The sequence below is a fragment of the Bradyrhizobium sp. LTSP849 genome (genome assembly GCF_000938255.1).
In the GTDB taxonomy this organism is placed as follows: domain Bacteria; phylum Pseudomonadota; class Alphaproteobacteria; order Rhizobiales; family Xanthobacteraceae; genus Bradyrhizobium.
Window position 1 is genome coordinate 262,693 of record NZ_JYMR01000056.1, and the last position, 26,893, is coordinate 289,585.

Below are 26,893 nucleotides of genomic sequence, written 5' to 3' on the forward strand. Positions count from 1 at the left end.
GAAGCAATGTCACAGATCGCCTTGTCTGATCTCAATGCTGCGAGCTTTGACGATTTCGTCGCCGTACTTGAAAACGTGGTCGAATATTCGCCTTGGATTGCCCAGGAAGCTGCGGCGCGCCGTCCGTTTGCCGGCATCAATCCACTGCTCGACGCGATCAAGGCGGCGATCGCGAGCGCTGAGCCCGAGGTGCAACTGGCGCTGATACGCGCGCATCCCGACCTCGCCAACAAGACCCAGCGCGCAGCGGGACTCACGCCTGACTCGAGTGCCGAGCAGAACAGCGCTGGTCTCGATCGTCTGTCGGACACCGAATATGCGGCCTTCGAGCGGGCGAACAACGCCTATCGCAAAAAATTTGGCATCCCGTATATCGTCTGCGCGCGCCGGCACACCAAGGATTCCATCCTGCGGGACTTCGAGGCGCGGCTACAGAACATCGCTAAGACCGAGACCCGCCGCGCGCTCGAGGAAATCTCTCGTATCGCCGCTCTGCGGCTCGACCAGCTCGTCATCGCGGATGACAAGCTCAAGGTGCACGGCCGGCTCTCGACCCATGTGCTCGATAATCACGCGGGCAAGCCCGCGCCGGGCATCGCGGTCGAATTGATCGAGCTCGCGAGTCTCGGCGAGAGCCGTGTCATCGCGCGCACCGTTACCAACGCTGACGGCCGCACCGACCAGCCGCTGATCGGCGGCCGTCCGCTGCCGATCGGCCGCTACGAGCTCCGCTTCAGCGTCGCCAAATATTACGCCGAGCGCAACGTGCCGCTGTCAGATCCGCCGTTTCTCGACGAGATCCCGCTGCGCTTTGCGATCAGCGAGCCGGAAAACCACTACCACGTGCCGCTATTGGTCACGCCCTGGACCTATTCGACCTATCGCGGCAGCTAAGCACCAAATTTGTCGTGCAGGGCCGGAAACAGCCGGTCCGGCTTGAAGGGCGGTGCGGTGAAACGGATGCCGGTGGCGTCCGTAATCGCGTTGGCGAGCGCGGCGGTGACCGGGTTGTACGGGCTCTCGCTCATCGACTTCGCGCCGAGCGGCCCGATCGCATCGGACGTTTCGGCGAAGAGGACTTCGGTGCGCGGCACGTCGGCGAAGGAAGGCAGGTGGTAGTCGCGAAACTTTGGGTTGGTGACGCGGCCAGTCCCATCGATCACCATCTCCTCATAGAGTGCGGCGCCAAGCGCCTGCGCCACGCCGCCTTCGACCTGGCCACGGCACTGCATGGGATTGGCGACGACGCCTGCGTCGGCGGCCTGCACGCTCTTGAGAATCTTGAGCTCACCGGTGCCCTTGTTCACGGCAACGCGAAAGCCCTGGACGTTGAAGCCGACCGAGCGCGGCGTGCCGTCGGAATTGCCTTTCGCCGCGAGTGGCTGGCCGCGTTCGCGCGCAAGCTTTGCCAACTCCGCAAAGGACATCCGTCGCACGCCGCTCACGACGGAGGCCTCTTCGAGCATGCAAGTCGCAACATCGCACAGCCAGGCGCCCGCGGCTGCCGCCTTCAGCTCGGTCGCAAGCTGCATCGCCGCCGCGTGCGTCGCCTTACCGGCCACAAAAGTGCCCGCGCTGCCATAGGCGCCGGTGTCGTGGCCACCATGGGCGGTGTCGGACTGGCGCAGGCGAATCCTGTCGACGGTGGTCGCAAGCGTCGTTGCCGCGATTTGCCGATGCACGGTGCTGGTCCCGTTGCCGAATTCGGCGGTGCCGACCGTGAGATCGAAGCCGCCGTCGTCGTTGAGCGCAATCATCGCATCCGCGATGTGGCCGGCCGGCGGCACCGTATCGATCATCGTGAGCGCCACGCCATCGCCGATCAGCCATTCCGGCGACAGATCGGGCTGCGGCGTGTCGGCCTGCATCGCGCGCTCGACGAGATCGAGGCACTGATCGAGGCCGTAGGAGCCATAAAGCACGTCGTGAAATTCGGACGGCGGCGGCGACAGCATGGGATCGCCGGGCTTGACGATGTTGCGGCGGCGCATGTCGTAGGGGCTGATACCGAGCTGCCTGGCGAGCTCGTCGATCGCGGCCTCCACCGCGATCAGCGTCTGCGGCAGGCCGTAGCCGCGAAATGCACCTGATGGCACCGTGTTGGTATAGACGGCAAAGCCGTCCACCTTTTTGTTCGGGCAGTTATAGACGGCGATGGACTCGGACAGCGAGTGGAACATCACGGGGCCGGCGTGATTGCCGTAAGCGCCGGTGTTGGAGAGCACTTCAAGTTGGAGTGCGGTGAGCTTGCCGTCCGCATCGGCGCCGGCCTTGATGTGAACCCGCATCGGATGGCGCGTCGAGGTCGCGATGAACTGCTCCTCGCGGGTGAGCTCGAGCTTGACGGGGCGGCCGGTCTTTAGCGCGGCGAGCGCCAGGATGTCTTCGACGAACATCTCCTGCTTGCCGCCAAAGCCGCCGCCGACGCGCTCGCAGAACACGCGGACTTTGTCCATGGGGAGCTTGAAGATGTCGGATAGCGCACGACGGGTCAGGAACGGTACTTGCGTCGAGCAGCGGACGTTGAGCACGCCGGCGTCATCGAGCCAGGCGAGGCCGCCATGGGTCTCCAGTGCAGCATGCTGCACGCGGTGGCTGTGGAAGGTCGCCTCGTAGCTGACGGCGGATGTGGCGAGCGCCGACGCGACATCGCCGAACTCGCCATGCGTCTCTGCGACGAGGTTGCGCTGGGCGTCGGCGACACGATTTTCGGTGGTTCGGTCGGGATGAATGATCGGCGCGCCCGGCGCCATCGCCTGCTCGGGGTCGACCAGTGCGGGCAGGATTTCGTACGCAACCTTCAGTCGCCGGCACGCTTCCTCGGCTGCGGCTTCGCTCTCGGCGACGACGGCGGCGACCTTCTGTCCGATGAAGCGGACGACGTCGTCGAGGATGCGGGTGTCCTCCGGGTCCATCCAGTCCTTCTCGTGCCGCGCGGTCGAGATCAGCATTGATGGTGCATCATCATGCGTCAGTACCGCATGCACGCCGGGAACGGTCAGCGCCGCCGACTTGTCGATCGCGACGATCTTTGCGTGCGCATGCGGCGAACGGAGCAGCTTGATGTGCAGCAAGCGATCGATGGCAGTATCGAACGTGTAGCGCGCCTTGCCGCTCACGACGTCCGGACCTGCGGGCGCCGGCAAACTGCGGCCGAACGCTGCGCCGGCCTCGACGCTCTCCTCGACATTGGTCTTGCCGAGGATCGCGTCCTCGATCGCACGATAGCCGGTACAGCGGCAGATGTTGCCCTTCAGCGCCCCGCCAAGATCGGTGCGTTGTGCCTGGTTGAGCGAGGCGCAGGTGAGGATCATGCCGGCGGTGCAGAAGCCGCACTGGAACCCCTGTGCGTCGAGGAAGGCTTGCTGCATCGGATGCGCGCCGTTGTCGCCTCCAAGCCCCTCGATCGTGATGACGGCGCGACCTTCGGCGCGGAAGGCCGGGATCAGGCAGCTGTGCACCGGCTCGCCGTCGAGCAGCACCGTGCAGGCGCCGCAATCGCCGGCGTCGCAGCCTTTCTTCACGCCGAAATGGCCGAGCTCGCGCAGGAACGTGCGCAGGCATTGGCCTGCGCGCGGCTCTTGCGGAAAAATCGTACCGTTGATCTCGAGGCTCATGGTCGCGCCGTGTCCAGCAATTCGCCGCGGATCTCCTCGGCGAGCCGCAGCGTCATGTGCTTGCGCCAGAGTGGCTTGCCGTGGATGTCGGTATGGTACAGGTTGTCGGTGATCTGCTCCAAGATCGCCGCGCGAAGCGTGCTCGCGTCGGGCGCTTTTGGGAACAACAGTCGGATCGGGCGCACCGTCGAAGCGGTGACCGTCAGCGTCAGCGCACCATCGGCATCGAGGCTGCCGATCAGAAGTGCCGCCGAGCGGCCGACTGGCGCGAGCGAGATCTGGCGAAACGCCGAGCGTCGCTTCAACGACGCAATCGGAATATCGATCTGCCGCAGCAGGTCGCCTGAAGTCAGGCGGTTGCGTTGGTTACCGGTGACGAAGTCGACGACGGGAATCTTCTGCTCGCTGCCGGTTACCTTCCAGATGGTGCAGACGCCGTCGAGCGCTGACGTGAGCGAGATCATCGGTCCCGCCGGCAGCGACATGCAGAGATTGCCACCCACCGTTGCCGTCTTCCAGATCTTGAAGGAAGCGAGGAAGGCGCGGCAGCACTGACCGATCAGCGGTGCGGCGAGCCAGTCGGCCGGGCAGGCGAGCGCATCGAGTTGTGAGATCGTGCAGGTGGCGGCAATGATAAGATGGGTGTCCGTGATCGTCAGCGCCGGCCATTTCAGATCGGTGAGATCGATGAGCCTGGTCAGGTGAACTTGCGGCTCCGAGAACAGCCAGGTGCCGCCTGCGAGCCAAGCATCGCCTGACGTCCAAACGGGCAGTTGGGAGCGCGTTTGTGGATGGGCCACCGCTGTGATGGTATTCAAGTCCATGGCTGGGTAAACGCTTGCACCGAGTGATTTTCTCTGCGGGAAAGTCTTGCAAGACCAGCGCCAAGTGGCAACAACAAGTCGCAGCAATCGCGCGCTCGGGCTGGCCCCTGCCTTGCAGGCCTGTCGCCGGCGGATGTGAGGAGAAGCAGGCTCATGAGCAACGCAAAGCCGATCTGGATCAGGGATCCCCTGGCTATCCTCGCCGACGGTGCCGAGCGAGGAATCGTAGTGAAAGACGGTCGGATCATCGAGCTCGTGCCCGCCGGCGGCACGCCCGCGACTGCGGATGCCGCGGTGCTTGACGCGGGCGAGCATGTCGTGCTGCCTGGCCTCATCAACACGCATCATCATTTCTACCAGACCCTGACGCGGGCGCTGCCGGCGGCGATGGATCGCGAACTGTTTCCCTGGCTTCAGGCGCTCTATCCGATATGGGCGAAGCTGACGCCGGAGTCGCTTGAGCTCGGCGTCACCGTAGCGATGTCCGAGCTGCTGCTCTCGGGCTGCACGACGACGACGGATCATCACTACGTATTCCCGGCAGGGCTCGAGGAGTCCGTCGATATCGAAGTCGGGGTCGCAAAACGGCTCGGCGTACGGGTGCTGCTGACGCGTGGCTCGATGAACCTGTCGCAGCGCGACGGCGGCTTGCCGCCTGACAGCGTCGTGCAGGACGAGGACACGATTCTCGCCGACAGCGCGCGCGTGGTCGCAAAACATCACCAGCGCGGCGCGGATGCGATGGTGCAGATCGCGCTCGCGCCGTGCTCGCCGTTCTCGGTGACGACGTCCCTGATGCGCGCCACGGCCGATCTTGCCGACAAGCTCGACGTGCGGCTGCACACCCATCTCGCCGAGACCGAGGATGAGAACAAGTTCTGCCAGCAGATGTATGGCTGCCGTCCGCTCGATTATCTCGAGCAATGCGGTTGGCTCAACGCACGGACCTGGCTAGCCCACGGCATTTTCTTCAACGCCGACGAGATGAAGCGGCTCGGCAAGGCCAAGACCACTATCAGCCATTGCGCCTGTAGCAATCAGCTCCTGGCGTCCGGCTGCTGCCCGGTGTGCGAGATGGAAGAGGCCGGTGTCGGGATCGGCATCGGCGTGGACGGCTCAGCCTCGAACGACGGATCGAACCTGATGCAGGAGGTGCGGGCCGCCTTTCTGCTGCAACGAGCGCGCTACGGGGTGACGAAGGTCAGCCACAAGGACGCGTTGCGCTGGGCGACCAAGGGATCGGCGGCCTGTGCCGGCCGGCCGGAACTCGGCGAGATCGCCGTCGGCAAGGCCGCCGACCTTGCGCTGTTCAAGCTCGACGAACTGCGTTTCTCTGGCCATGGCGATCCGCTGGCCGCATTGGTGCTGTGCGGGGCGCATCGGGCCGATCGGGTGATGGTGGCGGGGAAATGGGCCGTGGTCGACGGCGCGATTCCGGGGCTGGACGTCCCGGACCTCATCCGGCGTCACAGTTCCGCGGCGCGGGCCATGCAGGCGGGATAATCCAGGCAGAATAGAAAGAGGGGGCGACCACAAGTGCCGGGTGCTTCTGGCCACCCCCTCCGAACCTCCTCCGGGAGGAGCAGGTGATTTTAGTAAAGCAAGAAGCGTGCTACTTGCCCGGCAGCTTGTCGTCGATGCCCTTGACGTAGAAATTCATGCCGAGGATCTGGCCGTCGGCAAGATTGGCGCCGCCCTTGCACTCGATTTCCTTGCCGTCCTGCCCAATGACCGGGCACTTGAACGGATGCAGCTTGCCGGCGGTGATCGCCGCCTGGGCATCCTCGGCGATTTTCTTCACGTCGTCAGGCATGTTGGTATACGGCGCCATCGCGAACATGTGGCTGTCGAGGCCGCCCCAGCTGTCCTCCGACTTCCAGCTGCCGTCGAGCTCGGCCTTGACGCGGGCGATGTAGTAGGGCGCCCAGGTGTCGAGGATCGAAGTCAGCTGGGTCTTCGGCCCGAATTTGATCATCTCGGAGTCCTGGCCGAAGGCGAACTTGCCGCGTTCGCTGGCGATCTGCATTGCCGCCGGCGAATCCGTGTGCTGCATGATGACGTCGGCGCCCTGATCGATCAGCGCCTTCGCCGCGTCGGCTTCCTTGCCCGGGTCGAACCAGGTGTTGGCCCAGATGATCTTGACCTTGATGTTCGGGTTGATGGTCTGCGCCGCTAGGATCGTCGCGTTGATGCCGGAGACGACCTCGGGAATCGGGAACGAGCCGATATAGCCGAGCACGCCGGACTTCGACATCTTGGCCGCGATCAGGCCCTGGATGTAGCGGCCCTGGTACCATTTGGCCGAATAGGTCGACATGTTCTTGTCGCGCTTGTAGCCGGTGGCGTGCTCGAAATGCACGTTCGGATATTTCTTGGCGACCTTCAGCGTCGGATCCATGTAGCCGAATGACGTCGTGAAGATCAGCTTGTTGCCGGCACGGACGAGCTGCTCGATGGAGCGCTCGGCGTCGGGACCCTCGGGCACGTTCTCGAGAAAGGTGGTCTCGATCTTGTCGCCGAGCTCCTTCACCAGCGCCTGTCGGGCGAGCTCGTGCTGATAGGTCCAGCCGAGATCGCCGACCGGGCCAAGGTAAATGAAGCCGACCTTCAGCTTGTCGGCGGCGGAGGCTGCACTGACGCTCCCGGCAAGCAAAAGCCCGGCAGCCAGCGCAAGAAGTGTTTTCCTCATCATCAATCTCCAAACAGTCGGGGATAGCTACGATCCGCAACATGCGCGCCCCATCGCGCACGCCGCGGAAATGAAAACTTTAACGGTCAGGCACGAATACGGTGCCGAGTGCGGCCGGCGCAGTCGAGCCGCCGGTGCGCGCACGGGAGAGCAGGACCAGAACGATGACAGTCGCGAGATAAGGCAGCGCCGACATGAACTGCGAGGGAATGCCGACGCCCCAGCCCTGCGCGTGCAATTGCAGGATCGTCACCGCGCCGAACAGGTAAGCGCCGATCACCAGCCGGCCCGGCCGCCACGACGCGAAAACGACGAGCGCCAGTGCGATCCAACCGCGGCCCGCGGTCATGCCGGGAATGAAGAACGGCGTATAGGCGAGCGGCAGATAAGCGCCGGCAAGCCCGGCGCAGGCGCCGCCGAACATCACGGCGAGCATCCTGATCTTCAGCACGGGATAGCCGAGCGCATGCGCGGAGACATGATTGTCACCGCACGCGCGCAGGATTAGTCCCGCACGCGTGCGATAAAGGAACCACCAGACGCCGATGATCAGCGCCAGCGAGAAGTAGACGAAGGCGTCCTCGCCGAACAGGATGCGCCCGATCAGCGGGATGTCGGTGAGGCCGGGAATATGGAGATGCGCCGCCGGCGTGATGCGCTCGCCGACGAAGCGTGCGCCGATCAGGCCGGAGAGACCGACGCCGAGAATGGTTAGCGCTAGGCCCGTCGCGACCTGATTGACGGCGAGCCCGAGTGCCATCAGCGCGAAGACCAACGACATCAGTGTTCCCGCGACGATGCCGAACAGCGCGCCGATGAAGATCGAGCCGGTTAGCCACGCGCCGCCAAAACCGCAGGCCGCGCCGACAATCATCATGCCCTCGACGCCGAGATTGAGCACGCCGGAGCGCTCGGTCACGAGCTCGCCGGTCGCCGCAATCAAGAGCGGCGTCGATGCGGCAAGCACCGACAGGATGATGGCTTCAACCAGTTCCACGGGCCACCTGACGGTTCGGGAACACCAGCTTGAAGCGGTAGAGGATGAGGGAATCGCAGGCGAGCACGTAGAACAGCAGAATGCCCTGGAAGACCTTGGTGACGTCCAACGGGATCTTCATTGCGATCTGCGCCTGTTCGCCGCCGATAAAGGTCAATGCGAGAAAAAGGCCTGCAATTAATATTCCAATCGGGTTCAACCGGCCGAGGAAGGCGACGATGATCGCGGTAAAACCGTAGCCGGGCGAGATGCCGGGCTGGAGGTGTCCGACGGGACCAGCGACCTCGATGATGCCGGCAAGACCCGCGAGCGCGCCCGAGATCGCGAAGGTCAGGAGGATCAACTGGTTGGAATTGAAACCGCCGAACCGCGCCGCGCGCGGTGCGGCACCGACCACGCGGATTTCAAATCCCTTGATGGTTCGCCCGAGTAGGATCGCTGCCGCAGCGACGACCAGCAGCGCGATGATGGACCCGAGATGCAGCCGGCCACCTTCGATCAGAAGGGGGACCGTTGCCACCGGATCGAATTCGGCCGTGGTCGGGAAGTTGAAGCCTTGCGGATCGCGCCAAGGCCCGCGCACGAGGTAATCGAGGAAGAGGTCGGCGACATAGACCAGCATCAGGCTGGTCAGGATTTCGCTGGCGCCGAACTTCACCTTGCAGATCGCGGGGATCAGCGCATAGAGCGCGCCCGCGGCTGCCGCGAGCACGAACATCGCCGGCAGCACCCAGGCACCGGCGTCGGTGCCCTGCGTCTTCACCGCGATCCAGCTTCCGGCGACCGCGCCGATCAGGAATTGTCCCTCGGCGCCGATGTTCCAGACGTTGGCGAGATAGCAGAGCGACAGTCCGATCGCGATCATCACCAGCGGCGTCGCCTTGACCGCGATCTCCTGGAGCGAATAGCTGTCGGTGAGCGGTGCGATGAAATAGGCTTGCAGCGCGAGCAGCGGATTCTTGCCGAGGATCGCGAACAGGATGGTCATGGTGACGATCGTCAGGCCGATCGCGATCAGCGGCGAGACCAGCGCGATCGTGTTGGAGCGCTCGGCGCGCTTCTCAAGCACCAACTGCATGCGCGGCCTCCTTCGGCTCCAGGCTGCTGCCGCCCATCAACAGGCCTAGTTTTTCGCGTGTCGCGTCGCGTGTGGCGAGCGGCTCGGACAAATGGCCATGGAACATCACGGCGATGCGGTCGGCGATTTCGGCGAGCTCGTCGAGATCCTGGCTGGTGACGAGCACGGCCGCGCCCGCGGTTGCCAGATCGAGCAGCGCCTGGCGGATGACGGCGGCAGCGCCGGCGTCGACGCCCCAGGTCGGCTGGCTCACCACCAGCACGGCCGGGTTGCGCAGGATCTCGCGGCCGACGATGAATTTTTGCAGATTGCCGCCGGAGAGGCTTGCCGCTTCCGGATCGCGCTTGGCCTTGCGGACGTCGAATGTTTCGGTGGCGCGGTCGACGGTCTTCAACGTGGCCGCGGTGTCGATGAAGCCGCGATGGACCATGCCGCTGGCGGCGTGTCCCGTGAGCAGCGCGTTCTCCGACAGCCTCATGCGCGGCGCCGTGCCGTGGCCGAGCCGCTCTTCGGGTACGAAGGCAGCGCCGAGCTTGCGCCGCTTGGTGATTGAGAGGTGGCCGGCGGCGATGCCTTCGATCACCACCGTGCCTGGGTCTTTCGAGAGCCGCTCGCCAGATAGTGCGGCGAACAGTTCGTCCTGGCCGTTGCCGGCCACGCCGGCGATACCCAGGATTTCGCCGCCCTTCAGCTCGAACGAGATGTGCTCGAGCCGCACGCCGTGCGCCTCGTCCGGTGTGAGCGAGAGATCGTTGACGACCAGTCGCGGTATCGTGGTCTGCCTGCCGGCGGCAGCTTTCACTTCCTTGATCTCGCCGCCGACCATCATGCGCGCGAGCGAGGCAGCGGTCTCGAGCCGGGGATTGCAGGTGTCGACCTTCTTGCCACCGCGCAGAATTGTGGCGGTGTCGCAGAGGCGTTTCACCTCCTCGAGCTTGTGGCTGATGTAGAGAATGGCGCGGCCTTCGGCCTTGAGCCGCTCCAGCACGATGAAGAGCTGGTCGGCTTCCTGCGGTGTCAGGACGGCGGTAGGCTCGTCCAGGATCAGGAATTTCGGGTCCTGCATCAGCGCGCGGACGATCTCGATACGCTGGCGCTCGCCGACCGACAATTGCCAGACCTCACGTCTGGGATCGAGCGGAAGACCGTAGGTCTTCGACACCTGCTCCAGCCGGGCCGACATGTCCTTGAACGATTCCTTGCCGTCGAGGCCGAGCGCGACATTCTCGGCGACGGTGAGATTGTCGAACAGCGAGAAATGCTGGAACACCATGCCGATGCCGCGGCTGCGAGCTTCCGACGGACCTGATAGCACGATCGGCTCACCCTGCCAGCGGATCTCGCCGGCGCTGGGCTGGATCAGTCCGTAGATCGCCTTGACCAGCGTCGACTTGCCGGCGCCGTTTTCGCCGAGCAGGGCGTGGATTTCCTTCGGCCAGATGTCGATGTCGATGGAATCGTTAGCGAGGAAATCCCCATAGCGTTTGCTGAGCCCGAGCGTTTGAAGCAGCGGGGACTCGCCGGAATGCAGGCCGTTAGGCGTCGGATCTAACATTCGCTGATACGCTTGCATGAGATGAAGTGCCTTAATTGTGGGCTAGTTTGAACCGTCGCGTAAGGTGTGAAAAAGCGTCATCCCTTGCTCAACGCTTCGGCAGGTACGCCGGCGTTGCGAGTCGCTGCTCTCGTCGGGCGACGATTGTCTCCAACCGTCCTTTCGACCGTCGTTGTGGCCGCGTCCTGCGAGCAACGGCTGTTGCAAATTTGTGACGGTTCAAACCAAATCGGAACTCGCTATGCAGAGTTGACGTGAAGTTGAGCAAAAGCGCGCCACTGCTCGTATGCATCTCCGGACAGCGATGACGTCTTCAGTGACGATCGAGTCCGCGTTCTCCGCTCGGCGCGAAAGCCAAGCAAAATCAATCGGGAATGTCTGGCAATAACCAGGCTTGCTTTGCTGCTTGCCGACTGGGGCGAGACGCAGAAATCCTCAAAATTCCGCGGTGAAGTGCGGCTTGCTGCTGAAACATGCGGCACGCCTTGAAAAAAGTTGAGGCTTCTCACACCGGGAGTTCGGCGCAAGTGTCGCACCAAGGGACGTTCATTTTTACGTGTCCAAACTTGGGGGTATTCAGGATGTCGTTTCGTTTCAAAGCAATTGCAGCCGCGGCGCTGTCACTTGCTACGCTCGCCACCGGTGGCTTGGCGCAGGCAGCGGATTTGCCGGTCAAGGCTGCCAAGAAGGCTCCTGACCTCCCGTTCTTCCTTGTGATCGACGACCGTGTGTCGTTCTCCTGGATGCCGAAGGGCACCGACCCCGGCATGTGGAGCGTCCGCCCGGATGGCAGCATCAACGGCACCACCGCCAAGCAGGTCTACTCCTTCACCCACTTCGACCTCTGGGCCTACGGCACCAACTTCTTCACCATCTCGATGTTCAAGTCGGGTCATAATGATCCCGCCTCGCCTTGCTCCGCGCCGGGCGTGACCATCACCGGCGGCGCCGCGGACTGCGCGGGCGCAACCGAGATTTACGGCCTGTTCCGCTCGACCTTCGGCTGGAACGAGATCTTCAACACCAAGGCCTTCACCATGGGGCCGCTGCACAACATCTCGTTCGAAGTCGGTATGGATGCCAACACCGAGAACAACTTCCTCGCGCCCGCCAAGCGCGACGTCGTCGCCGGTCTCCAGTTCGCCTTCGACCTTCCCTACAAGGGCTATATCAACGTCGCTCCGTTGATGTACTGGGAGTTCTCGAACCACAACGCCTTCACCCAGTGCGGCTTGTTCGCGCCGGGCGTTGCGGGCGTGACCTGTAACTCCGACGGCAACGTCAGCTACAACCCGACCTGGGCCGTCGAAATCAACTACTACATGGACCTCGGCTTCCTGCCGCCGAACATGCAGTTCTGGTCGATCAGCGGCCGCGCTGGCTGGTACGGGCCGAAGGGTGACTCGAACGGTACGCCTGCACTCTCGGGCGTGGGCATCTTCAGCACCAAGTCCAAGACCGAGCTGAACAGCGAACCGATCCGCCTGACCTTCGACGCCTCGAAGGCGGTCTGGGGTGACAAGTACTCGCACTTCGTCGACCTCTGGGTTGCCTATCGCTACTGGCAGAACAAGTTCGGCCTCGACCACAACGCCATGGCTGGCGTCTGCACCATCGCCCCGACCGGCCAGAGCACCAAGAGCTGCACCGAGTCCACGGTTTACGGTGGTGTGACTGTGAAGTTCTGATCGGCTGACGGTCTCCAAGTTCGAATGGCGCCGCGCATGTCCCGCGCGGCGCCATTGGCGTTTGCGTAGGGTGGGCAAAGGCGCAACGCGCCGTGCCCACCATTTTCCCAGACGGTTGGCTATGGTGGGCACGCTTCGCTTTGCCCACCCTACGAAGTTGAGTTCTTGGGGCGAGTTACTTCGTCCACACGCCGTCGTGCAGCGCTGCGGCCTCTTCCTCGAGCAGCGGGCCGACAACCTCCGTCGGGCGCTGGCCGCTGGCAAAGACCTCGCGGCAGGGCAGGTCGAGGGTCGGGTTCTCCGGGTGATTGCCGGTGACGCCGCGCAGGCGGTGTTCGCTGAGGCCGTAGACCACGCGGCCGATGCCGGCCCAGTAGATCGCGCCGGCGCACATCGCGCAGGGCTCGGCGGAGGAATAGAGCGTCGCCTTCGCCAGCACCTCGCGGTCCAGCGTGCGGCAGACCTGGGTGGCCGCCAGGCGTTCTGCATGCGCGGTGCCGTCATGATCCGGCATGTAGCCGTTCTCGGTCTCTATCAGCACCCGGCCACCCGCATCGACGACGATGCAGCCGAAGGGGTGGTTGCCGTGGGTGAGAGAACGGCGGGCGACCGCGAAGGAGAGGCGCAGAAAGTGTTCGTCGCGTTCGGATGCGCCGTTCATCGCTGCTCCTAGAGCATGATCCGGAAAAGTGTGCAGCGGTTCTCCGAAAAGATCATGCTCAAACGATTCGTTAGTGGCCCGCCATGTGCCGGCCGACCACGGTGAGATCGGCCTCGCTGGTTCGTGCTTCATACACGAATTCGCCGTGGAACATCACCACCAGCCGATCGGAGAGTTCGAGCAATTCGTCGAGGTCTTCGCTGACCAGCAGCACGGCGGCGCCGCGGTTGCGCGCGGCCATGATCTCGGCGTGGATCTGCGCCACTGCCGCGAAGTCGAGCCCGAAGCAGGGATTGGCCGCGATCAGCACCTCGACGTCACCGCCGAGCTCACGTGCGAGCACCGCGCGCTGCACGTTGCCGCCCGAGAGCGCCGAAATCGGCGTATCCGGCGTCCGGGTCTTGATCTTGTACTGCCCGATCTTCTTCTTCGCATCGTCGCGGAAGGCGCCGCGGTTGAGCCACCAGCCGCCGCTGGCGAAAGGCGCGCGGTCGAATTCGCGGAAGGCAATGTTGTCGGCAACGCTCATGCCGCCGACACAGGCGTTCTTCAGCGGTTCCTCGGGCAGGAGGGACATCTTGTGGCGGCGCATCTCCTCGCGGCTGGCGTGGTAAGGATCGCCGACGACGCGGATTTCGCCGCTCTCGGATTCGCGCTGGCCCGCCAGCACCTCGACGAGCTGGCGCTGGCCGTTGCCGGAGACGCCCGCGATGCCGACGATCTCGCCGGCGCGCACGGTGAGCGAGACGTCATGCACGGCGATGGCGCCGGCATCGTCGAGCGCGCGGACCTTTGCCAGCTCCAGCCTGGCCTGACCGGCTTCACCGGTGCGTGGCGGCTGCACCGTCAGCTCCTCGGCGCCGATCATGGTGCGCGCCATCGCATCCGGTGTCAGCTCGGAAACCTTGCCGGCACCCGCAAGCTTGCCGCGGCGCAGGATGGTGACGTCGTCGGCGAAGGCCATGACCTCGCGGAACTTGTGCGTGATCATCAGGATGGTCAGCTCGCCTTTGACGACCATGTTGCGGAGCATGCCGAGCACCTCGTCGGCCTCCGCCGGCGTCAGCACCGAGGTCGGTTCGTCCAGGATCAGGAAACGGCGTTTTAAGTAGAGCTGCTTCAGGATCTCGCACTTCTGCCGTTCGCCGGCGGAGATGTCGGAGACTTTTGCGCCAAGCGGTACCTTGAAGGGCATCCGCGCCAGGAAGGACTCGAGCTCCTTCATTTCCTTCGACCAGTCCACCACGACCGGCACGTCGTCGCGGGCAAGCACGAGGTTTTCGGCGACCGTCATGGCCGGCACCAGCGTAAAGTGCTGGTAGACCATGCCGAGGCCGAGCGCGTGGGCGTCCTTTGGATTGGCGATCGCCTGCTCGCGATCGCCGATGATGATGTCACCTTCGGTCGCGTGGTAATAGCCCATGATGCATTTGACGAGCGTCGACTTGCCGGCACCGTTCTCGCCGAGCAGCGCATGGAACGAGCCGGGACGCACCTTCAGCTCGACATTGTCCAGCGCCAGGAAGTCGCCGAAGCGCATGGTCATGGCGATGGCGTTGACGCCGAAGGCGCCTGACGGCGGGAGAGGCTCGCCGACGATCACGAAATCGCTCCGATGAAGGCGTCGGAGGTCGAGACCGCGCCGAACACGCCGCCCTGCATCTTGATCATCTTCAGCGCGTGCTCGTGGTTGCTCTTGTCGGTCGCGCCGCAGCAATCGTGCAGCAGCACGCATTCGAAGCCGCGATCGTTGGCCTCGCGCATGGTGGTATGAACGCAGACATCGGTGGTGATGCCGGTCAGCACGATATTCTCGATGCCGCGCACGCGCAGGATCAATTCGAGGTCGGTGGCGCAGAACGAACCCTTGCCGGGCTTGTCGATGATGGGTTCGCCCGGCAGCGGCGCCAGCTCCTCGATGATGTCCCAGCCGGGCTCGCCGCGCACCAGGATGCGGCCGCAGGGGCCGGGATCGCCGATGCCGGCGCCGATCTGGCGCGAGCGCCAGCGCTTGTTGGCGGGCAGGTCGGAGAGATCGGGGCGATGGCCTTCGCGGGTATGGATGATGTGAAAGCCTTGGGCGCGCATCGCCGTCAGCAGTTTCTTGATCGGCTCGATCGGGGCCCGCGTCAGCGAGAGGTCATAGCCCATCTTGTCGACATAGCCGCCGACGCCGCAGAAGTCGGTCTGCATGTCGATGATGATGAGCGCCGTGTTTTCGGGACGCAGATCACCGTTGTAGGGCCAGGCGTAGGGCTCGGACTTGATGGTGCGCTCGGGCATGATTTCGCTCTCTAGCGGGTGATCGACAATTCGGCCGGGGCTCCGGTCAGCGTGCGTTTCGGCGAGCAGGTTATGATCATGATCGCCAGCGTCAGGATGTAGGGCGCGGCGTTGAAGAGGTGATAGCCGGAGGTGACGCCGACCGATTGCAGCGCCGGCCCGAGCGCGGCGGCGCCGCCGAAGGCCAGCGAGGCCCACAGGCACAGCAGGGGATCCCAGCGGGCGAAGATCACGAGCGCCACGGCGGTAATGCCCTGACCTGAGGACAGGCCCTCGTTCCAGCTACCGGGATAGAACAGCGACAGGAACGAGCCGCCGATGCCGGCGAGGAAGCCGCCGACCATGGTGGCGCGGAGGCGGATCAGGAGCACGGAGTGGCCCATCGCGCGTGCGGCGTCAGAGCTTTCGCCGGCGGTACGAATGAGAAGGCCCCAGCGCGTGGTGCGGAAGGCCCAATAGAGGATCGGCGCCAGCGCAACGCCGATCAGGAAGAGGACATTGACCCGCAGTGCTGCACGGACCTGCGAAATGTCGCTCCACCAGCCGAAATCGATCGCTGGCAGGCGTGGCGCGGTTGGCTCGATCAGTGGCTTTCCGAGATAGAAGGCGAGACCGGTGCCGAACAGCATCAGCGCGATGCCGACCGCGACGTCGTTGACGCGCGGCAGCGAGCAGATGCCGGCATGGAGCGCACCAAGCAATGCGCCGGTGATACCGGCCGCGAGCACGCCGAGCCAGGGCGAGCCGGTGAGATAGGAGATGCCATAGGCGCTCATCGCGCCCATCACCAGCGTGCCTTCGAGGCCGAGATTGATCCGGCCTGAGCGCTCGGTGATGCATTCCCCCAAGCTCACGAAAAGGAACGGGGTCGAGACGCGAATGGCGCCGCCGAGCACGGCAAGTGGGACGGTCCAGAGTCCGATCGATCCGTCTGCCATCTCAGGATTTTCCCTTCAGGAATCCGATGCGGCCGTAGAGCGCATCGCTGGCCAGCACGAAGACGAAGATGATGCCTTGGAGCACCAGAACGGATGCGTCGGGCAATCCGAGGCGACGCTGCAACAGGCCGCCGCTGGCGCTGATGCCGCCGAGCAGGATCGCGACGGGGATGATCGCGAGCGGATTCTGTCGCGCGAGGAAGGCGACGAGAATGCCGGTGAAGCCATAGCCTGCCGCGAGATTGGCGTTGGTGCGCCCCTGAACGGCTGCGACCTCGACCATGCCGGCAAGGCCAGCTGCGCCGCCAGCAAGGAAGCAGATCGTCAAAATGAGTTTGCTGACGCCGAGACCGACGATCTTGGCAGCGCGGATGTTGCCGCCGGCAACCCGCGCGGCGAAGCCGAACACGGTGTGATAGATCAGGATGTAGGCGGCGGTCGCGGCGATCAGGCCGAAGACCAGGCCCCAATGCACGTCGGTGCCGGGGATGGAGCCGATCATGTTGGCGGCGCCGATCTCGCGCGTCGACGGCTTGTTGAGGCTGGCGGGATCCCGCATCGCGCCTTCGACGAGATGGTTGAGGATCGCAAGCGCGATGTAGACCAGCAGAAGGCTCGAGATCGTTTCGTTGACGCCGCGATACTGTCGCAGCGCGCCTGCCAGCATGATCCACAGGCCGCCGCCGATCACGCCCGCGCAGACCATGGCGATCTGAACGATGAACGGTGGCATGCCCTGAAGCGCGAGCGCGGCGCTCGTCGCCGAGAGTGCGCCGATCAACAGCGCGCCTTCGCCGCCGATGATGACCATGCCGAGCTGCGCCGGCAGCGCGGTGCAGAGTGCGGTGAGGATCAGGGGAGCCGCGCGCGTCAGCGTGTTCTGCCAGGAAAACCAGGTGCCGAAGGCGCCGTAGTACATATAAAAATAGAGGTCGAGCGGGTTCTTGCCGAACATCGCGACAAAGATGCCGAAGACCACGAGCGCGCCGGCCAGCGCCGCGCCCGGGATCAGGATGTATTCAATTGTCGCGCCGTGGCGTTGGAGGAAACCGGGATCGGCGGCCGGGGCAATTGCCCCGACCGTTTCAGTGGGATCCGCCGCTTCCGTTGTCACGAAGTCGCTCCGATCACGCCCTCGACGAGATAGTCCATCTTCTCCAGTTCGGGATCCTTCTGGCCCCGATCGGTGCCGGCTGGGATCACCGTCTTGCCCTTGTTGTCGACCAGTCCTCCCTTGAAGATGGCGTAGCCCTCAGCCGACAGGAACTTGGCCTTGACCTCGTCGGCGTGCTTGCGCGCCTCGGCGGAGACAGCCTCGCCATAGGGCGAGGTCTTGACGATCTCTTCCTTGAGGCCGCCGCGATAGAAATTCGGGATGGTCTCGCCGGCGGCGATCATCTTGACGAATTTCGGATAGAGCGCTTCCCAGTTCCACTCGGCGCCGGTGAGATAGGCCTTCGGTGCCAGCGGCGACTGGTTGACGTGATAGCCGCACACCATGGCGCCGCGGCGTGCCGCGTTCTCGACCATGGTCTTCGGTCCGTCGACGTGGCAGGTGAGCACATCGACGCCCTGGTCGATCAGGCTGTTGGTGGCCTCGGCTTCCTTGACTGGCATCGACCAGTCACCGGTGAAGATCACCTGCGTGGTGGCCTTCGGATTGGCGAGCTTGGCGCCGAGCGCGAAAGCGTTGATGTTGCGCAGCACCTGCGGGATTGGTTTCGCCGCGACGAAGCCGAGCTTGCCGGTCTTGGAGGTGTAGCCGGCGATGATGCCCGAGATGTACTGGGCTTCGTCGATATAGCCGAAATAGCTGCCGGCGTTCTTCGGATCCTTGTCGCTCCACAGGCCGCCGCAGTGCTCGAAGCGCAGCTTTGGGAACTTGTTGGCCATCTTGATCATGTGCGGATTGTAGTAACCGAACGAGGTCGGGAAGAGCAGGCTGGCGCCGTCGAGATTGATCATGGACTCGATGGTCTTCTCGACCGCATCGGTCTCCGGTACCTTCTCTTCCTCGACGACCTTGAGACCGGGAATCTTCTTCAGTGCTGCGGCGCCCTGCGCATGCGCCTGGTTGTAGCCGTAGTCATCGCGCGAGCCGACATAGATGAAGCCGATGGTGGTGTCGGCCGCCAAAGCCGGGCGGGCGCCGGCCGCCGCGCCGAGGGTGAGGGCCGCGCCGCCCTGCAACACGTGCCGTCGTGAAATCCTGCCAAAATCCATTGGTTGCTCCCTTGGCGGCTGCACCGCCGTGATTTCGCGGCTGCGCCGGTCTGGCGGAGCCCGGAACAAGATGTCGCAAGCTTCGTGCCAGAGGCTAGGAAGCGTGCATATCTTTCTAAGTATTTGAATTATTTATTTATATCACGTTCTCGAATCTTGATGAGGAAATCAGCAGATCAAATTTTGAGCAGTATCTTATCATTGTATGCAATTGAGTTAAGCAGCCTTAACCAGCACGCGTGTGCATTGCGATGCCCGGACCGTCTGCTGCTTGGCGCATTCATGCTAACCAGTCGCTGATTTGGGACGGGCGCCAGCCGAGCGATTTCGCTGGCACCGAACTTGTATCGATTGTCGTCACGATCGCCGCGCGCGGTCTCCAGGATGGAAAGCTCGACCGAGATGGGTGCTGCCGCCGTTCAAGATGTATCGCTCGGCAAGGAGATCGTTCGCCGCATCGACGAGCTCGGTGCGATTTCGGAAGAACCCGGCAAGCTTACCCGCATTTATCTCAGCAAGGAGCTGCGCACGGCTTCGGACCTCATCCTCGGCTGGATGCGCGAGGCCGGCATGAGCGCGCATCTCGACGCGATCGGCAATGTCTGCGGCCGTTACGAGGGCGAGCGGCCGGGTACGCCCTGCCTGATGCTCGGCTCGCACTACGACACTGTGCGCGATGCCGGCAAATGGGATGGGCCGCTGGGCGTGATCACGGCGATCGCCTGCGTCGCCGATCTCAACCGCCGCGGCAAGCGCCTGCCGTTTGCCATCGAAGTCGTCGGCTTTGCCGACGAGGAGGGCGTGCGCTTCGCCTCGACGCTGATTGGCAGCCGCGCGCTGGCCGGCACCTTTGATGAGAGCGCTTTGAGTACGCGCGACCGCGACGGTGTCTCGATGCGCGATGCCCTCGTGCAGTTCGGCCTCGATCCTGATCATATCGGCGCAGCGGCGCGGGCTCGGCGCGAGCTGCTTGCCTATCTCGAATTGCACATCGAGCAGGGGCCGGTTCTCGAAGCACAGAATCTGCCGGTTGGCGTGGTCACAGCGATCGCTGGCGCAACGCGGCTTGCGGCACGGCTGACCGGCATGGCCGGCCACGCCGGCACGGTGCCGATGGCGCTGCGCCGTGACGCGCTCGCCGGCGCGGCCGAGTGCATTGGCGCGATCGAGCAGTTCTGCCGGACCGACGAGGGCGGGCTGGTCGGCACTGTCGGCTACATTCAAGCGAGGCCCGGTGCGACCAATGTCATTCCAGGCGAGGTGTCGTTCACCATCGACATGCGCGCGCCGACCGACATGCATCGCAAGCGCGCGGTGGCTGACGTCGTCCGCCAGATCGAGGCGATCGCAAAGCGTCGGCAACTGGCGCTTCAGCTCGACGTCACCCATGAGAATCGCACCGCGCCTTGCGCGCCCTGGCTCAAGCAGCAGATCGCACAGGCGATCGCCGCAGAAGGTTTTGGTGTGTTCGAGCTGCCGAGCGGGGCGGGGCATGACGGCATGGCAATGATCGACATTGCCGACGTCGGCATGATTTTCGTGCGCTGCCGCGGCGGCATCAGCCATCACCCGGACGAGCACGTCGAGTTCGCCGACGCCGATGCTGGCGCGCGGGTCCTGCTCAGGGTGATCGAGAATTTCAGGCCGCGGGAAGCGTAAGCCGGGCCCGCAAGTCACCGGGTAGAGATACGAATCAGGCAGGTCTAGAATAGTGACGGCTCACCGCCGCGATCACGAGACATCATTCGACGACGCACATGAACAGCGACATCCCTTTTTCATCCCATCGCGATAACCGGTTTTACCAGGGCTTGACGGCGACCTTCGTCGCCAACGCCCTTCAGGCGGTCAATTTTCTCGGCGATCGATTCCTGAGAAAGCCGCATCATGTATCGTCGGCCATCGAGGACCTTTACCGGCACTCGATGGACAGCGCTTTTTCGGTGACTGAGTCCTTTCTCGTCACGGGGGCGCCGCACGCATCCGCATATTATCCGCGCGACTTCGCCTGGTTCTATCCCGACGTCCTCGACCCCGCGACCATCATGGATGCGCAGGATGCGGTCCGGCGGGCCCGGCTGCTCGAAAAGAGCGTCCGTCTCTTGCTGGAGGCGGTTCGCGCCAACGTCGTCACGACGACCATTGTTCCGGCGGGACGCGGCCGGTATCTCGGCGTGAACTATTTCTCGCGCCCCTCGGATACGCTGCTCGGCATTCTTGCCGGCCTTCAGCAGATGATTTCTGCCGACCAGAGAGCGTCGTCCTATCTGGCGATGTCGCAATGTGCGCATGCCGGCCGTCTGTTGCTGGCCGAATATGGCGTCGACCTGAAATGGGCGATATTGCAGCTCGCCGGCGAACTCGAGCCGTTCGATCATGACGGCGCCAGGTATCTGCTTTGCGATGTCAGCGCACCTCGTTCTGCGGCAACTGACACCCGGGCCGAGCGCAGGCGCTTTGTCACCAATGCGTGTGTCTACACGACGTTTGCGTGGGGCGTGCAACTCGGAGTCGTCGGCGAAAACGAGCTGAAGCGGCTGCTCGGGCGCGACCTCTCACAGTACAAGCAAGAGCTTCTCCGACTGTTCGGCAAGGACGGTTATGTCAGGCATTCCCTGGATAGCCCGGCAGGTTCGCCGGCATCGTCCATCGCCCTGGATTTCGTCAGCGTGCATCAGGGATTTTGGGATCTGAGCGAGGCGAGCGAGCGCGCGTTGTTTGCGGCCACGACGGATCTGGTTATCGCCGAACCACGCTTTCGCATCCCCAGCACATTCCACTTCCTGGTGTCAGCGGATAATCCGCGGAACAAGATGATCCACAAGATTGCAGCGCCCGCCTATCAGGGACGTTCCTCCTGGCCGACGTTCAACGTCGAATTTGCCGATCGCATGTTGGACTATGATGAATTCTCAGGGAGCGATACCTATCGTGCCTACGCCCAGGGAATATTGAAGGACATTCGCACCGCGACCGAAGTCCACGGCGGATATCAGGAGCTGATCTCGGAGAGAGGCCTGAAATATCGCACCTGGGCCTACAAGGGCGCCGTGGCTCACTCCTGGTTTCCGCGTTTCTTGTCCGTCTGGAGCAGGGCGTTTGAAACGCCCTTGCTCCATTGGAATGATTGACCCGCGAACGCTACCCCGCCGTCACGTCGACCAACTCGCCGCCTTCGAGCACCTTGGCCGCCTTGGCGCGGTCGAGGTCGCCCTCCCAGGCGGCGACAACGACAGTCGCCACGCAATTGCCGATGAGGTTGCCCATGGCGCGGGCCATGCCGATGAACCAGTCGACCGAGAGCACCAGCACGAGGCCGATCGCGGGAATGCTCGGCACGGCGTTCAGTGTTGCAGCCAGGATCACGATCGCCGAGCCCGGCACGCCATGCGCGCCTTTCGACGTGATCAGGGACACGCCGAGCACCAGCAGGAGATCGCCGAACGACAGCGGCGTGTTGGTCGCCTGCGCGATGAACACGACGGCCAGCGTCAGGTAGATCGAGAAGGCGTCGAGATTGAAGGAATAGCCGGTCGGAATCACGAGTCCGACGACGGAATCCTTCACGCCCATCCGCTCCAGCTTCTTCATGATCTGCGGCAGCACGGCGTCGGAGGACGCGGTCGCGAGCACGATGGTGAGCTCTTCGCGCAGGTAGGAGAGGAACTTGAGGATGTTGATTCCGGCGAGCGCCATCACGCTGCCGAGCACGCCGAGCACGAAGATGCCGACCGAGACGTAGAACAGCATCACCAGCGAGACGAGCTGCTTCAGCGAGCCGATGCCGTATTTGCCGACGGTGTAGGCGACCGCGCCGAGCACGCCAAGTGGCGCAACGCGAACGATAAGCCCCATGACTCGGAACAGCACGGTCGAGGCGGCGTCGATGATCGAGGTGATGAGCTTGCCCTTCTCGCCCCCGACCAGCGCGAGGCCGACACCGAACAGGATCGCAAAGAACAGCACCTGGAGCACGTCGTTGCGCGACAGCGCATCGAACGAAGTGCTGGGGATCACGTTGAGCAAGAAAGCGCCGACGCCCGCGCCTTGCAGCTTGTGGGCGTTGTCGGCGTAGGTGTTGAGCGCCTTGGCATCCAGCGTCGACGTATCGATGTTCATGCCGTGGCCGGGGCCGAAGATGTAGGCGAGGATGAGCCCGACCACGAGTGCCACGGTGGTCATCACCTCGAAATAGAGCAGCGCCTTGACGCCGACCCGGCCGACCTTCTTGAGGTCGCCTGCGCCGGCAATGCCGTGGACGACGACGCAGAACACGATCGGCGCCACGATCATCGAGATCAGCTTCAGGAAGGCGTCGCTGAGGATCTTGAGGCTGATGGCGAAATCCGGCGTGGCTACGCCGAGAATGATGCCAAGGATCAGCGCTGCCAGAACCTGGACGAACAGCGAAGTATAAAGCGGCTTGCGCTCGGCGGCCGGGGCCGCGGCAATGGTCGACATGGTGACTCCCCCGTTTCAACGACGTCCTGAACGGCAAAAAGGAGCAACAACCGTGCCAGAATGTCGCGGGATTTGCCGAAAATGGCCTATTCGGCCGCTTTCGCTGTCCTGCCGAACATCCGCGTCGGCGCCGGGAAGCCACAGGACGTGCCGTCGGTGACTTTGACCTGATCTTCCCACGGCAGGCGGAAGGTGCCGGCGACCATGTCCTGCATGAAGGTATAGGGACAATCCATCGCGCCGCCCTTCACGGCGACGTAGCCGCGGTGCCAGAGCTGGTAGATGTTGTTCTCGACGCCCCAATTGATGCGGGCCTCGCGCACGAGATCGGGCCGCACCTCGGCGGTGATGATCTCGTCGGCGCGGCCATTGGTGCCGTGCGCGAGCACGCTTCCGTCGAAATTGACGATCATGCCTTCGCCCATGGAATCGAACGAGCCGTCAGAGCCGCACATGCAGACATTCGCGGTCACCATCAGGTTCTGGAACGAATTGGCCTGATTGGTGAAGCGCCAGGATTCGCGGATCGGCGCGGTATAGCCGGCGGTGCGGATCATGATCTCCGCGCCCTTGTAGGCGCATTCCCGCGCCATCTCCGGAAACATGCCGTCATGGCAGATGATCAGCGCGATCTTCGCGCCGTTCGGACCCTCGATCACGGGAATGCCGATGTCGCCGGGCTCCCACGGTTCGACCGGAATCCAGGGATGGAGCTTGCGGTAGTAGAGCTTGATCTCGCCGTGGTCGTCGATGATCAGGCCGGAATTGTAGGGATTGCCGTGCGGGTTGAACTCCATGATGGAGAAGCAGCCCCAGATCTTGTTGTCGATGCAGGCTTTCTTGAAAGCCGCGACCTCGGGCCCGTCGAGCCGGCACATGATCTCGGGATTGGTGTCCATCGTGAGGCCGTGCAGCGAATATTCGGGGAATACCACCAGATCCATGGTGGAGAGATTGCGGCGGGCCTTGCCGACCATCCAGGCGATGCGCTCGGTCTGCTTCGCGAGATCGGCCCGGGTCACGACGTTCGGCAGTTGCAACTGCACGAGCCCGATGACCACGCCCTCAGGCGATTTGTTCAATCCGCCAAGTCCGTTCATGATCTGCTCCCTTGCCGTTCGCGCGGCGCCGTTGCGCGCTATTCGTTCGCGGACGAGCAAATCCGATTTTGGCGGCACGCAAAAGTCCATTTTTCAGGCTGGCAGGCGAAGTCGACCGTGCCTGCGCGGACCGTCGGTCGTCCCCGAAGCATGCCGACGCCCATTGTTGCAGCGCCGCGTGCCTCAAGTCTCGGCTTGACCCCCTAAATCGTCTGGTGTCAGACTTATGACATGAGTACAGCAAAGCGACATATCGCCAGCCTTCGCGACGAATATGCCGAGATGACACGGCAGCGCATCGTTGCCGCCTTTGTCGAGACGCTGGAGGACGAGGCGGCTGACGACATCTCCATGGCCGCGGTGGCCAAGCGCGCGAAGGTGGCTGAGCGAACCATTTATCGGCACTTCAAGACCCGCGCGGAGCTGTTTGCGGCGGCCGGCGAATGGATCGAAGACAATGTCTTCAGCTATATTCCCTTCACGTCGCCCGACGAGTTGCCGGATATCTTCCGCAAGCTGTGCAAGCGGTTCGATCGCCATCCGCATCTGGCGCGCGCCATTGCGATGACGCGGGCGGGCCGCCGGGTGCGCGCCGGCTTCCGGCGGCACGTGATCGACCAGCATCACAAGGCGATGGCGCCGCTGGTGCGGCATCTCCCCGCGAAGGAGGTCCGCCAGGCAGAGGCGGTCGCATCTTATCTCAACAATGTGCTGGCCTGGAATGCGATGCGCGAGGACTTTGGCATGTCCAGCGCCGAGATCGCCGACGCGATCGAGTGGGCGCTCACGACGCTCTTGAAGGACGTCCGTCAGCGCGATGCCGCTGCGGCCCGCAGCGGCAAGACCGGCAAATCGCCGCGCAAGCGAAGCACGGCTGCGAAAGAGCAGGCGTAGAGAGAGGAAGGCGATGAACGCGATACCCGACGATCTCCTGATCAACGCGCCCGACGAGGTTCTTATCCGCCAGGATCTGGTGCTGACGGCGCTCGGCCGCCGCCCGGCCGATCGCTCCTTGCGGGTCGGCAAGTTGCTCGACGTGCACAGCCGCACCTGGAGCGAGGATCAGGAGATTGTTTTCAAGGGCCGGCGCATCGCCTGGATCGGGCCTGCCGGCAGTTATCCCGGCGAGGTCCGCGAGCGCGTGCATCGGCCGGATCTTGCGGCCGTGCCAGGCTTCGGTGAAGTGCACAAGCATATCGAAAGCTCGCATCTGACGCCGGAATGGGAGGCCGCGCTGGTGCTGCCGCATGGCAATACCTGGACCTGCGAGGCGAGCCACGAATTCTCCAATGTCAACGGTGCACGCAATCTCGAATTCTGGTTCGAAGCGCGTCGTCGCGGATCGCCGCTGAAGATCTTTCCGCAACCCGGATCGGCGGTGCCGCCCACGGCCTATGAATGGGGCGGCGGCTGGTATGGCCGCGAGGAGCAGGCGAGCTTCATGAGCGAGAGCCTGATGGTCACCGGGCTCGACGAAGTGATGGACTGGCCGGCGGTCTGGAATCCCGACAATCCGTCCTACAGGCGGCTATGGGGCATGATCGAGGCCACGTTCGCGGCCCGCGGCGTCGTCGAAGGCCATGGCTCCGGTCTGCGGGACCTGCCATCCATTAACGCCTTTGCCGCAGCCGGGCTCGCCTCCGATCATGAAGTGCAGACGCCAGAGGAGACCTGGGACAAGCTCACCCGCGGTCTCTTCATCGAGTTGCGCGTCTACGCCATGGACGAGATCGTCAAATGGCTGCTCGCGAAGGGTTTGCAGGACTGGTCGCAGATCGCTTTCACCACCGACGACCGCAGCGCCAGCCATACGCTCGAGCTCGGCGCCAGCGATCACAACGCGCGGGTGGCGATTGAAGCCGGTCTTGCGCCGGAAGTCGCGATCCAGTGTCTGACCATCAATCCGGCGCGGCACATGCGCATCACGCCGTTCGTCGGCAGTCTCGCCCCGGGGCGGTTTGGCGATGTCGTGCTGCTCTCGGATGTCGCCAGGCTGACCATCGCCGAGGTCTGGGCCGATGGCGCGCAGGTTTCCGAAGGCAAACGCTATCTGGGCAAGGTTCCCGAAATCTCCTGGCCGGATTGGGCGACCAGGACGGTGAATGTCAAACGCGAGATCCAGTCGGAGGATTTCGAGCTGCCGGCCCAGCCCGGCCGCACCACGATGAAGGCCGCGGTGATCCGCCCGTTCCATTGGCATCCCGAATTCTACACCCTCGAACTGCCGGTGCGTGACGGCGCCGTGCAGCGCGATGAGAGCGAGGCCATCACCAAGTTTGCCATCGTCGATCGTTTCTCCGGCGACGGCCGGGTTGCAAAAATGTTCTGGCGCGGCTGTGGACCGCGCACGCCGGACACTGCGCTTGCCTGCTCGGTCGCACACGACAAGCACAACATCTGGGTGGTCGGCTCGTCCGACGCCGCGATGGCCAAGGCCGTGAACGCGCTGGTCGAACGTCGGGGCGGTTGGGCTCTGGTGCGCGAAGGCGAGCTCGTCGCCACCGTGCGCTTCGAGGTTGGCGGATTGATGAGCTGTCGCTCGGCGCAGGCGCTCGATGCCGAGATGCAAGCGCTTTATGCAGAGGGCCGTAAAGTGGACTGGATGTATGAACCAACCTTCCGGCCGCGCTGGTATCCCGGATTTCCGGAGCGCCTGATGTTCGCGACGCTGACCTGCGCGCCCTGGAGTTGGGTGCTGGTGGCGCCGTGCGAGCAGGCGCCGCTTGGTTTCATCAACGTGCAGACCGGCGAAGCGCACCCGGTGGTCTGGTAGGGGGAG

At 63.8% G+C, this 26,893-nt stretch carries 21 protein-coding genes; 7 read left to right on the forward strand and 14 right to left on the reverse strand.

Going from position 1 to position 26,893, the window contains the following annotated elements; translation table 11 throughout:
- Positions 1-6 precede the first annotated feature (6 nt).
- Positions 7-894 (forward strand): 2-oxo-4-hydroxy-4-carboxy-5-ureidoimidazoline decarboxylase, encoded by an 888-nt coding sequence (gene uraD / locus UB31_RS38420; protein ID WP_045014543.1) that lies wholly within the window; start codon positions 7-9, stop codon positions 892-894.
- Here the strand turns inward: uraD and UB31_RS38425 are convergent.
- Entirely contained in the window at positions 891-3,617 is a 2,727-nt protein-coding gene (locus UB31_RS38425) for a molybdopterin-dependent oxidoreductase (protein ID WP_045006714.1), read from the reverse strand. The genes uraD and UB31_RS38425 overlap by 4 nt on opposite strands.
- Positions 3,614-4,441 (reverse strand): FAD binding domain-containing protein, encoded by an 828-nt coding sequence (locus tag UB31_RS38430; RefSeq protein WP_045006713.1) that lies wholly within the window; start codon positions 4,439-4,441, stop codon positions 3,614-3,616. Before UB31_RS38430 ends, UB31_RS38425 begins: the two co-directional genes overlap by 4 nt.
- 153 nt (positions 4,442-4,594) lie before the next feature.
- Here UB31_RS38430 and UB31_RS38435 point away from each other — a divergent pair, with 153 nt between their 5' ends.
- On the forward strand, positions 4,595-5,944 hold the full coding sequence (locus UB31_RS38435; RefSeq protein ID WP_045006712.1) for an 8-oxoguanine deaminase: 1,350 nt from the start codon (positions 4,595-4,597) through the stop codon (positions 5,942-5,944).
- A gap of 109 nt (positions 5,945-6,053) precedes the next feature.
- Here the strand turns inward: UB31_RS38435 and UB31_RS38440 are convergent, their stop codons facing one another.
- The 4 genes from UB31_RS38440 to UB31_RS38455 form a co-directional block, all read right to left on the reverse strand.
- Positions 6,054-7,130 carry a BMP family ABC transporter substrate-binding protein gene (locus UB31_RS38440; RefSeq protein ID WP_045006885.1) on the reverse strand — a complete coding sequence of 359 codons (1,077 nt, stop codon included), beginning with the start codon at positions 7,128-7,130 and terminating at the stop codon, positions 6,054-6,056.
- 79 nt (positions 7,131-7,209) lie between these two features.
- A complete protein-coding gene (locus UB31_RS38445) occupies positions 7,210-8,127 on the reverse strand; it encodes an ABC transporter permease (protein ID WP_045006711.1) in 918 nt (305 codons plus the stop codon).
- On the reverse strand, positions 8,114-9,205 hold the full coding sequence (locus tag UB31_RS38450) for an ABC transporter permease (protein WP_045014544.1): 1,092 nt from the start codon (positions 9,203-9,205) through the stop codon (positions 8,114-8,116). The genes UB31_RS38445 and UB31_RS38450 overlap by 14 nt, the downstream gene beginning before the upstream one ends.
- Positions 9,189-10,760 carry an ABC transporter ATP-binding protein gene (locus UB31_RS38455; RefSeq protein ID WP_045014545.1) on the reverse strand — a complete coding sequence of 524 codons (1,572 nt, stop codon included), beginning with the start codon at positions 10,758-10,760 and terminating at the stop codon, positions 9,189-9,191. Before UB31_RS38455 ends, UB31_RS38450 begins: the two co-directional genes overlap by 17 nt.
- 581 nt (positions 10,761-11,341) lie before the next feature.
- Between UB31_RS38455 and UB31_RS38460 the strand changes: the two genes are divergently transcribed.
- Positions 11,342-12,448 (forward strand): hypothetical protein, encoded by a 1,107-nt coding sequence (locus UB31_RS38460; RefSeq protein ID WP_045014546.1) that lies wholly within the window; start codon positions 11,342-11,344, stop codon positions 12,446-12,448.
- Between the two features lie 175 nt (positions 12,449-12,623).
- On the opposite strand, the gene UB31_RS38465 is transcribed toward UB31_RS38460, so the two are convergent.
- From UB31_RS38465 to UB31_RS38490, 6 genes are all read right to left on the reverse strand, one after another.
- Positions 12,624-13,109, reverse strand: coding sequence for a nucleoside deaminase (locus tag UB31_RS38465; RefSeq protein WP_045014547.1), 486 nt, complete (start codon positions 13,107-13,109; stop codon positions 12,624-12,626).
- A gap of 70 nt (positions 13,110-13,179) precedes the next feature.
- A complete protein-coding gene (locus UB31_RS38470) occupies positions 13,180-14,712 on the reverse strand; it encodes an ABC transporter ATP-binding protein (RefSeq protein WP_045014548.1) in 1,533 nt (510 codons plus the stop codon).
- Positions 14,709-15,392 carry a biuret amidohydrolase gene (gene biuH / locus UB31_RS38475; RefSeq protein WP_045014549.1) on the reverse strand — a complete coding sequence of 228 codons (684 nt, stop codon included), beginning with the start codon at positions 15,390-15,392 and terminating at the stop codon, positions 14,709-14,711. Before biuH ends, UB31_RS38470 begins: the two co-directional genes overlap by 4 nt.
- A gap of 11 nt (positions 15,393-15,403) precedes the next feature.
- Positions 15,404-16,330: an ABC transporter permease gene (locus UB31_RS38480; RefSeq protein WP_045006704.1), complete on the reverse strand. Its 927-nt coding sequence runs from the start codon at positions 16,328-16,330 to the stop codon at positions 15,404-15,406.
- Position 16,331: 1 nt separating this feature from the next.
- Positions 16,332-17,444 carry an ABC transporter permease gene (locus UB31_RS38485; protein ID WP_045014550.1) on the reverse strand — a complete coding sequence of 371 codons (1,113 nt, stop codon included), beginning with the start codon at positions 17,442-17,444 and terminating at the stop codon, positions 16,332-16,334.
- The gene (locus UB31_RS38490; RefSeq protein ID WP_045014551.1) at positions 17,441-18,553 is read right to left on the reverse strand and encodes a BMP family ABC transporter substrate-binding protein; all 1,113 of its coding nucleotides are present in this window, start codon (positions 18,551-18,553) and stop codon (positions 17,441-17,443) included. The genes UB31_RS38485 and UB31_RS38490 overlap by 4 nt, the downstream gene beginning before the upstream one ends.
- 402 nt (positions 18,554-18,955) lie before the next feature.
- Between UB31_RS38490 and UB31_RS38495 the strand changes: the two genes are divergently transcribed.
- Both UB31_RS38495 and UB31_RS38500 read left to right on the forward strand, forming a co-directional pair.
- Complete coding sequence (locus tag UB31_RS38495) at positions 18,956-20,212, forward strand: allantoate amidohydrolase (RefSeq protein ID WP_045014744.1); 1,257 nt, start codon at positions 18,956-18,958, stop codon at positions 20,210-20,212.
- Between the two features lie 98 nt (positions 20,213-20,310).
- Positions 20,311-21,684 carry a hypothetical protein gene (locus tag UB31_RS38500; RefSeq protein WP_045014552.1) on the forward strand — a complete coding sequence of 458 codons (1,374 nt, stop codon included), beginning with the start codon at positions 20,311-20,313 and terminating at the stop codon, positions 21,682-21,684.
- Positions 21,685-21,694: 10 nt separating this feature from the next.
- On the opposite strand, the gene UB31_RS38505 is transcribed toward UB31_RS38500, so the two are convergent.
- Positions 21,695-23,014 carry a dicarboxylate/amino acid:cation symporter gene (locus UB31_RS38505; protein WP_045014553.1) on the reverse strand — a complete coding sequence of 440 codons (1,320 nt, stop codon included), beginning with the start codon at positions 23,012-23,014 and terminating at the stop codon, positions 21,695-21,697.
- Positions 23,015-23,100: 86 nt separating this feature from the next.
- Positions 23,101-24,114: a formamidase gene (locus UB31_RS38510; protein WP_045014745.1), complete on the reverse strand. Its 1,014-nt coding sequence runs from the start codon at positions 24,112-24,114 to the stop codon at positions 23,101-23,103.
- A gap of 231 nt (positions 24,115-24,345) precedes the next feature.
- Between UB31_RS38510 and UB31_RS38515 the strand changes: the two genes are divergently transcribed.
- Both UB31_RS38515 and UB31_RS38520 read left to right on the forward strand, forming a co-directional pair.
- Positions 24,346-25,008 carry a TetR/AcrR family transcriptional regulator gene (locus tag UB31_RS38515; RefSeq protein WP_045014554.1) on the forward strand — a complete coding sequence of 221 codons (663 nt, stop codon included), beginning with the start codon at positions 24,346-24,348 and terminating at the stop codon, positions 25,006-25,008.
- A gap of 13 nt (positions 25,009-25,021) precedes the next feature.
- Positions 25,022-26,887, forward strand: a complete 1,866-nt coding sequence (locus tag UB31_RS38520; protein ID WP_045014555.1) for an adenine deaminase — start codon at positions 25,022-25,024, stop codon at positions 26,885-26,887.
- Positions 26,888-26,893 lie beyond the last annotated feature (6 nt).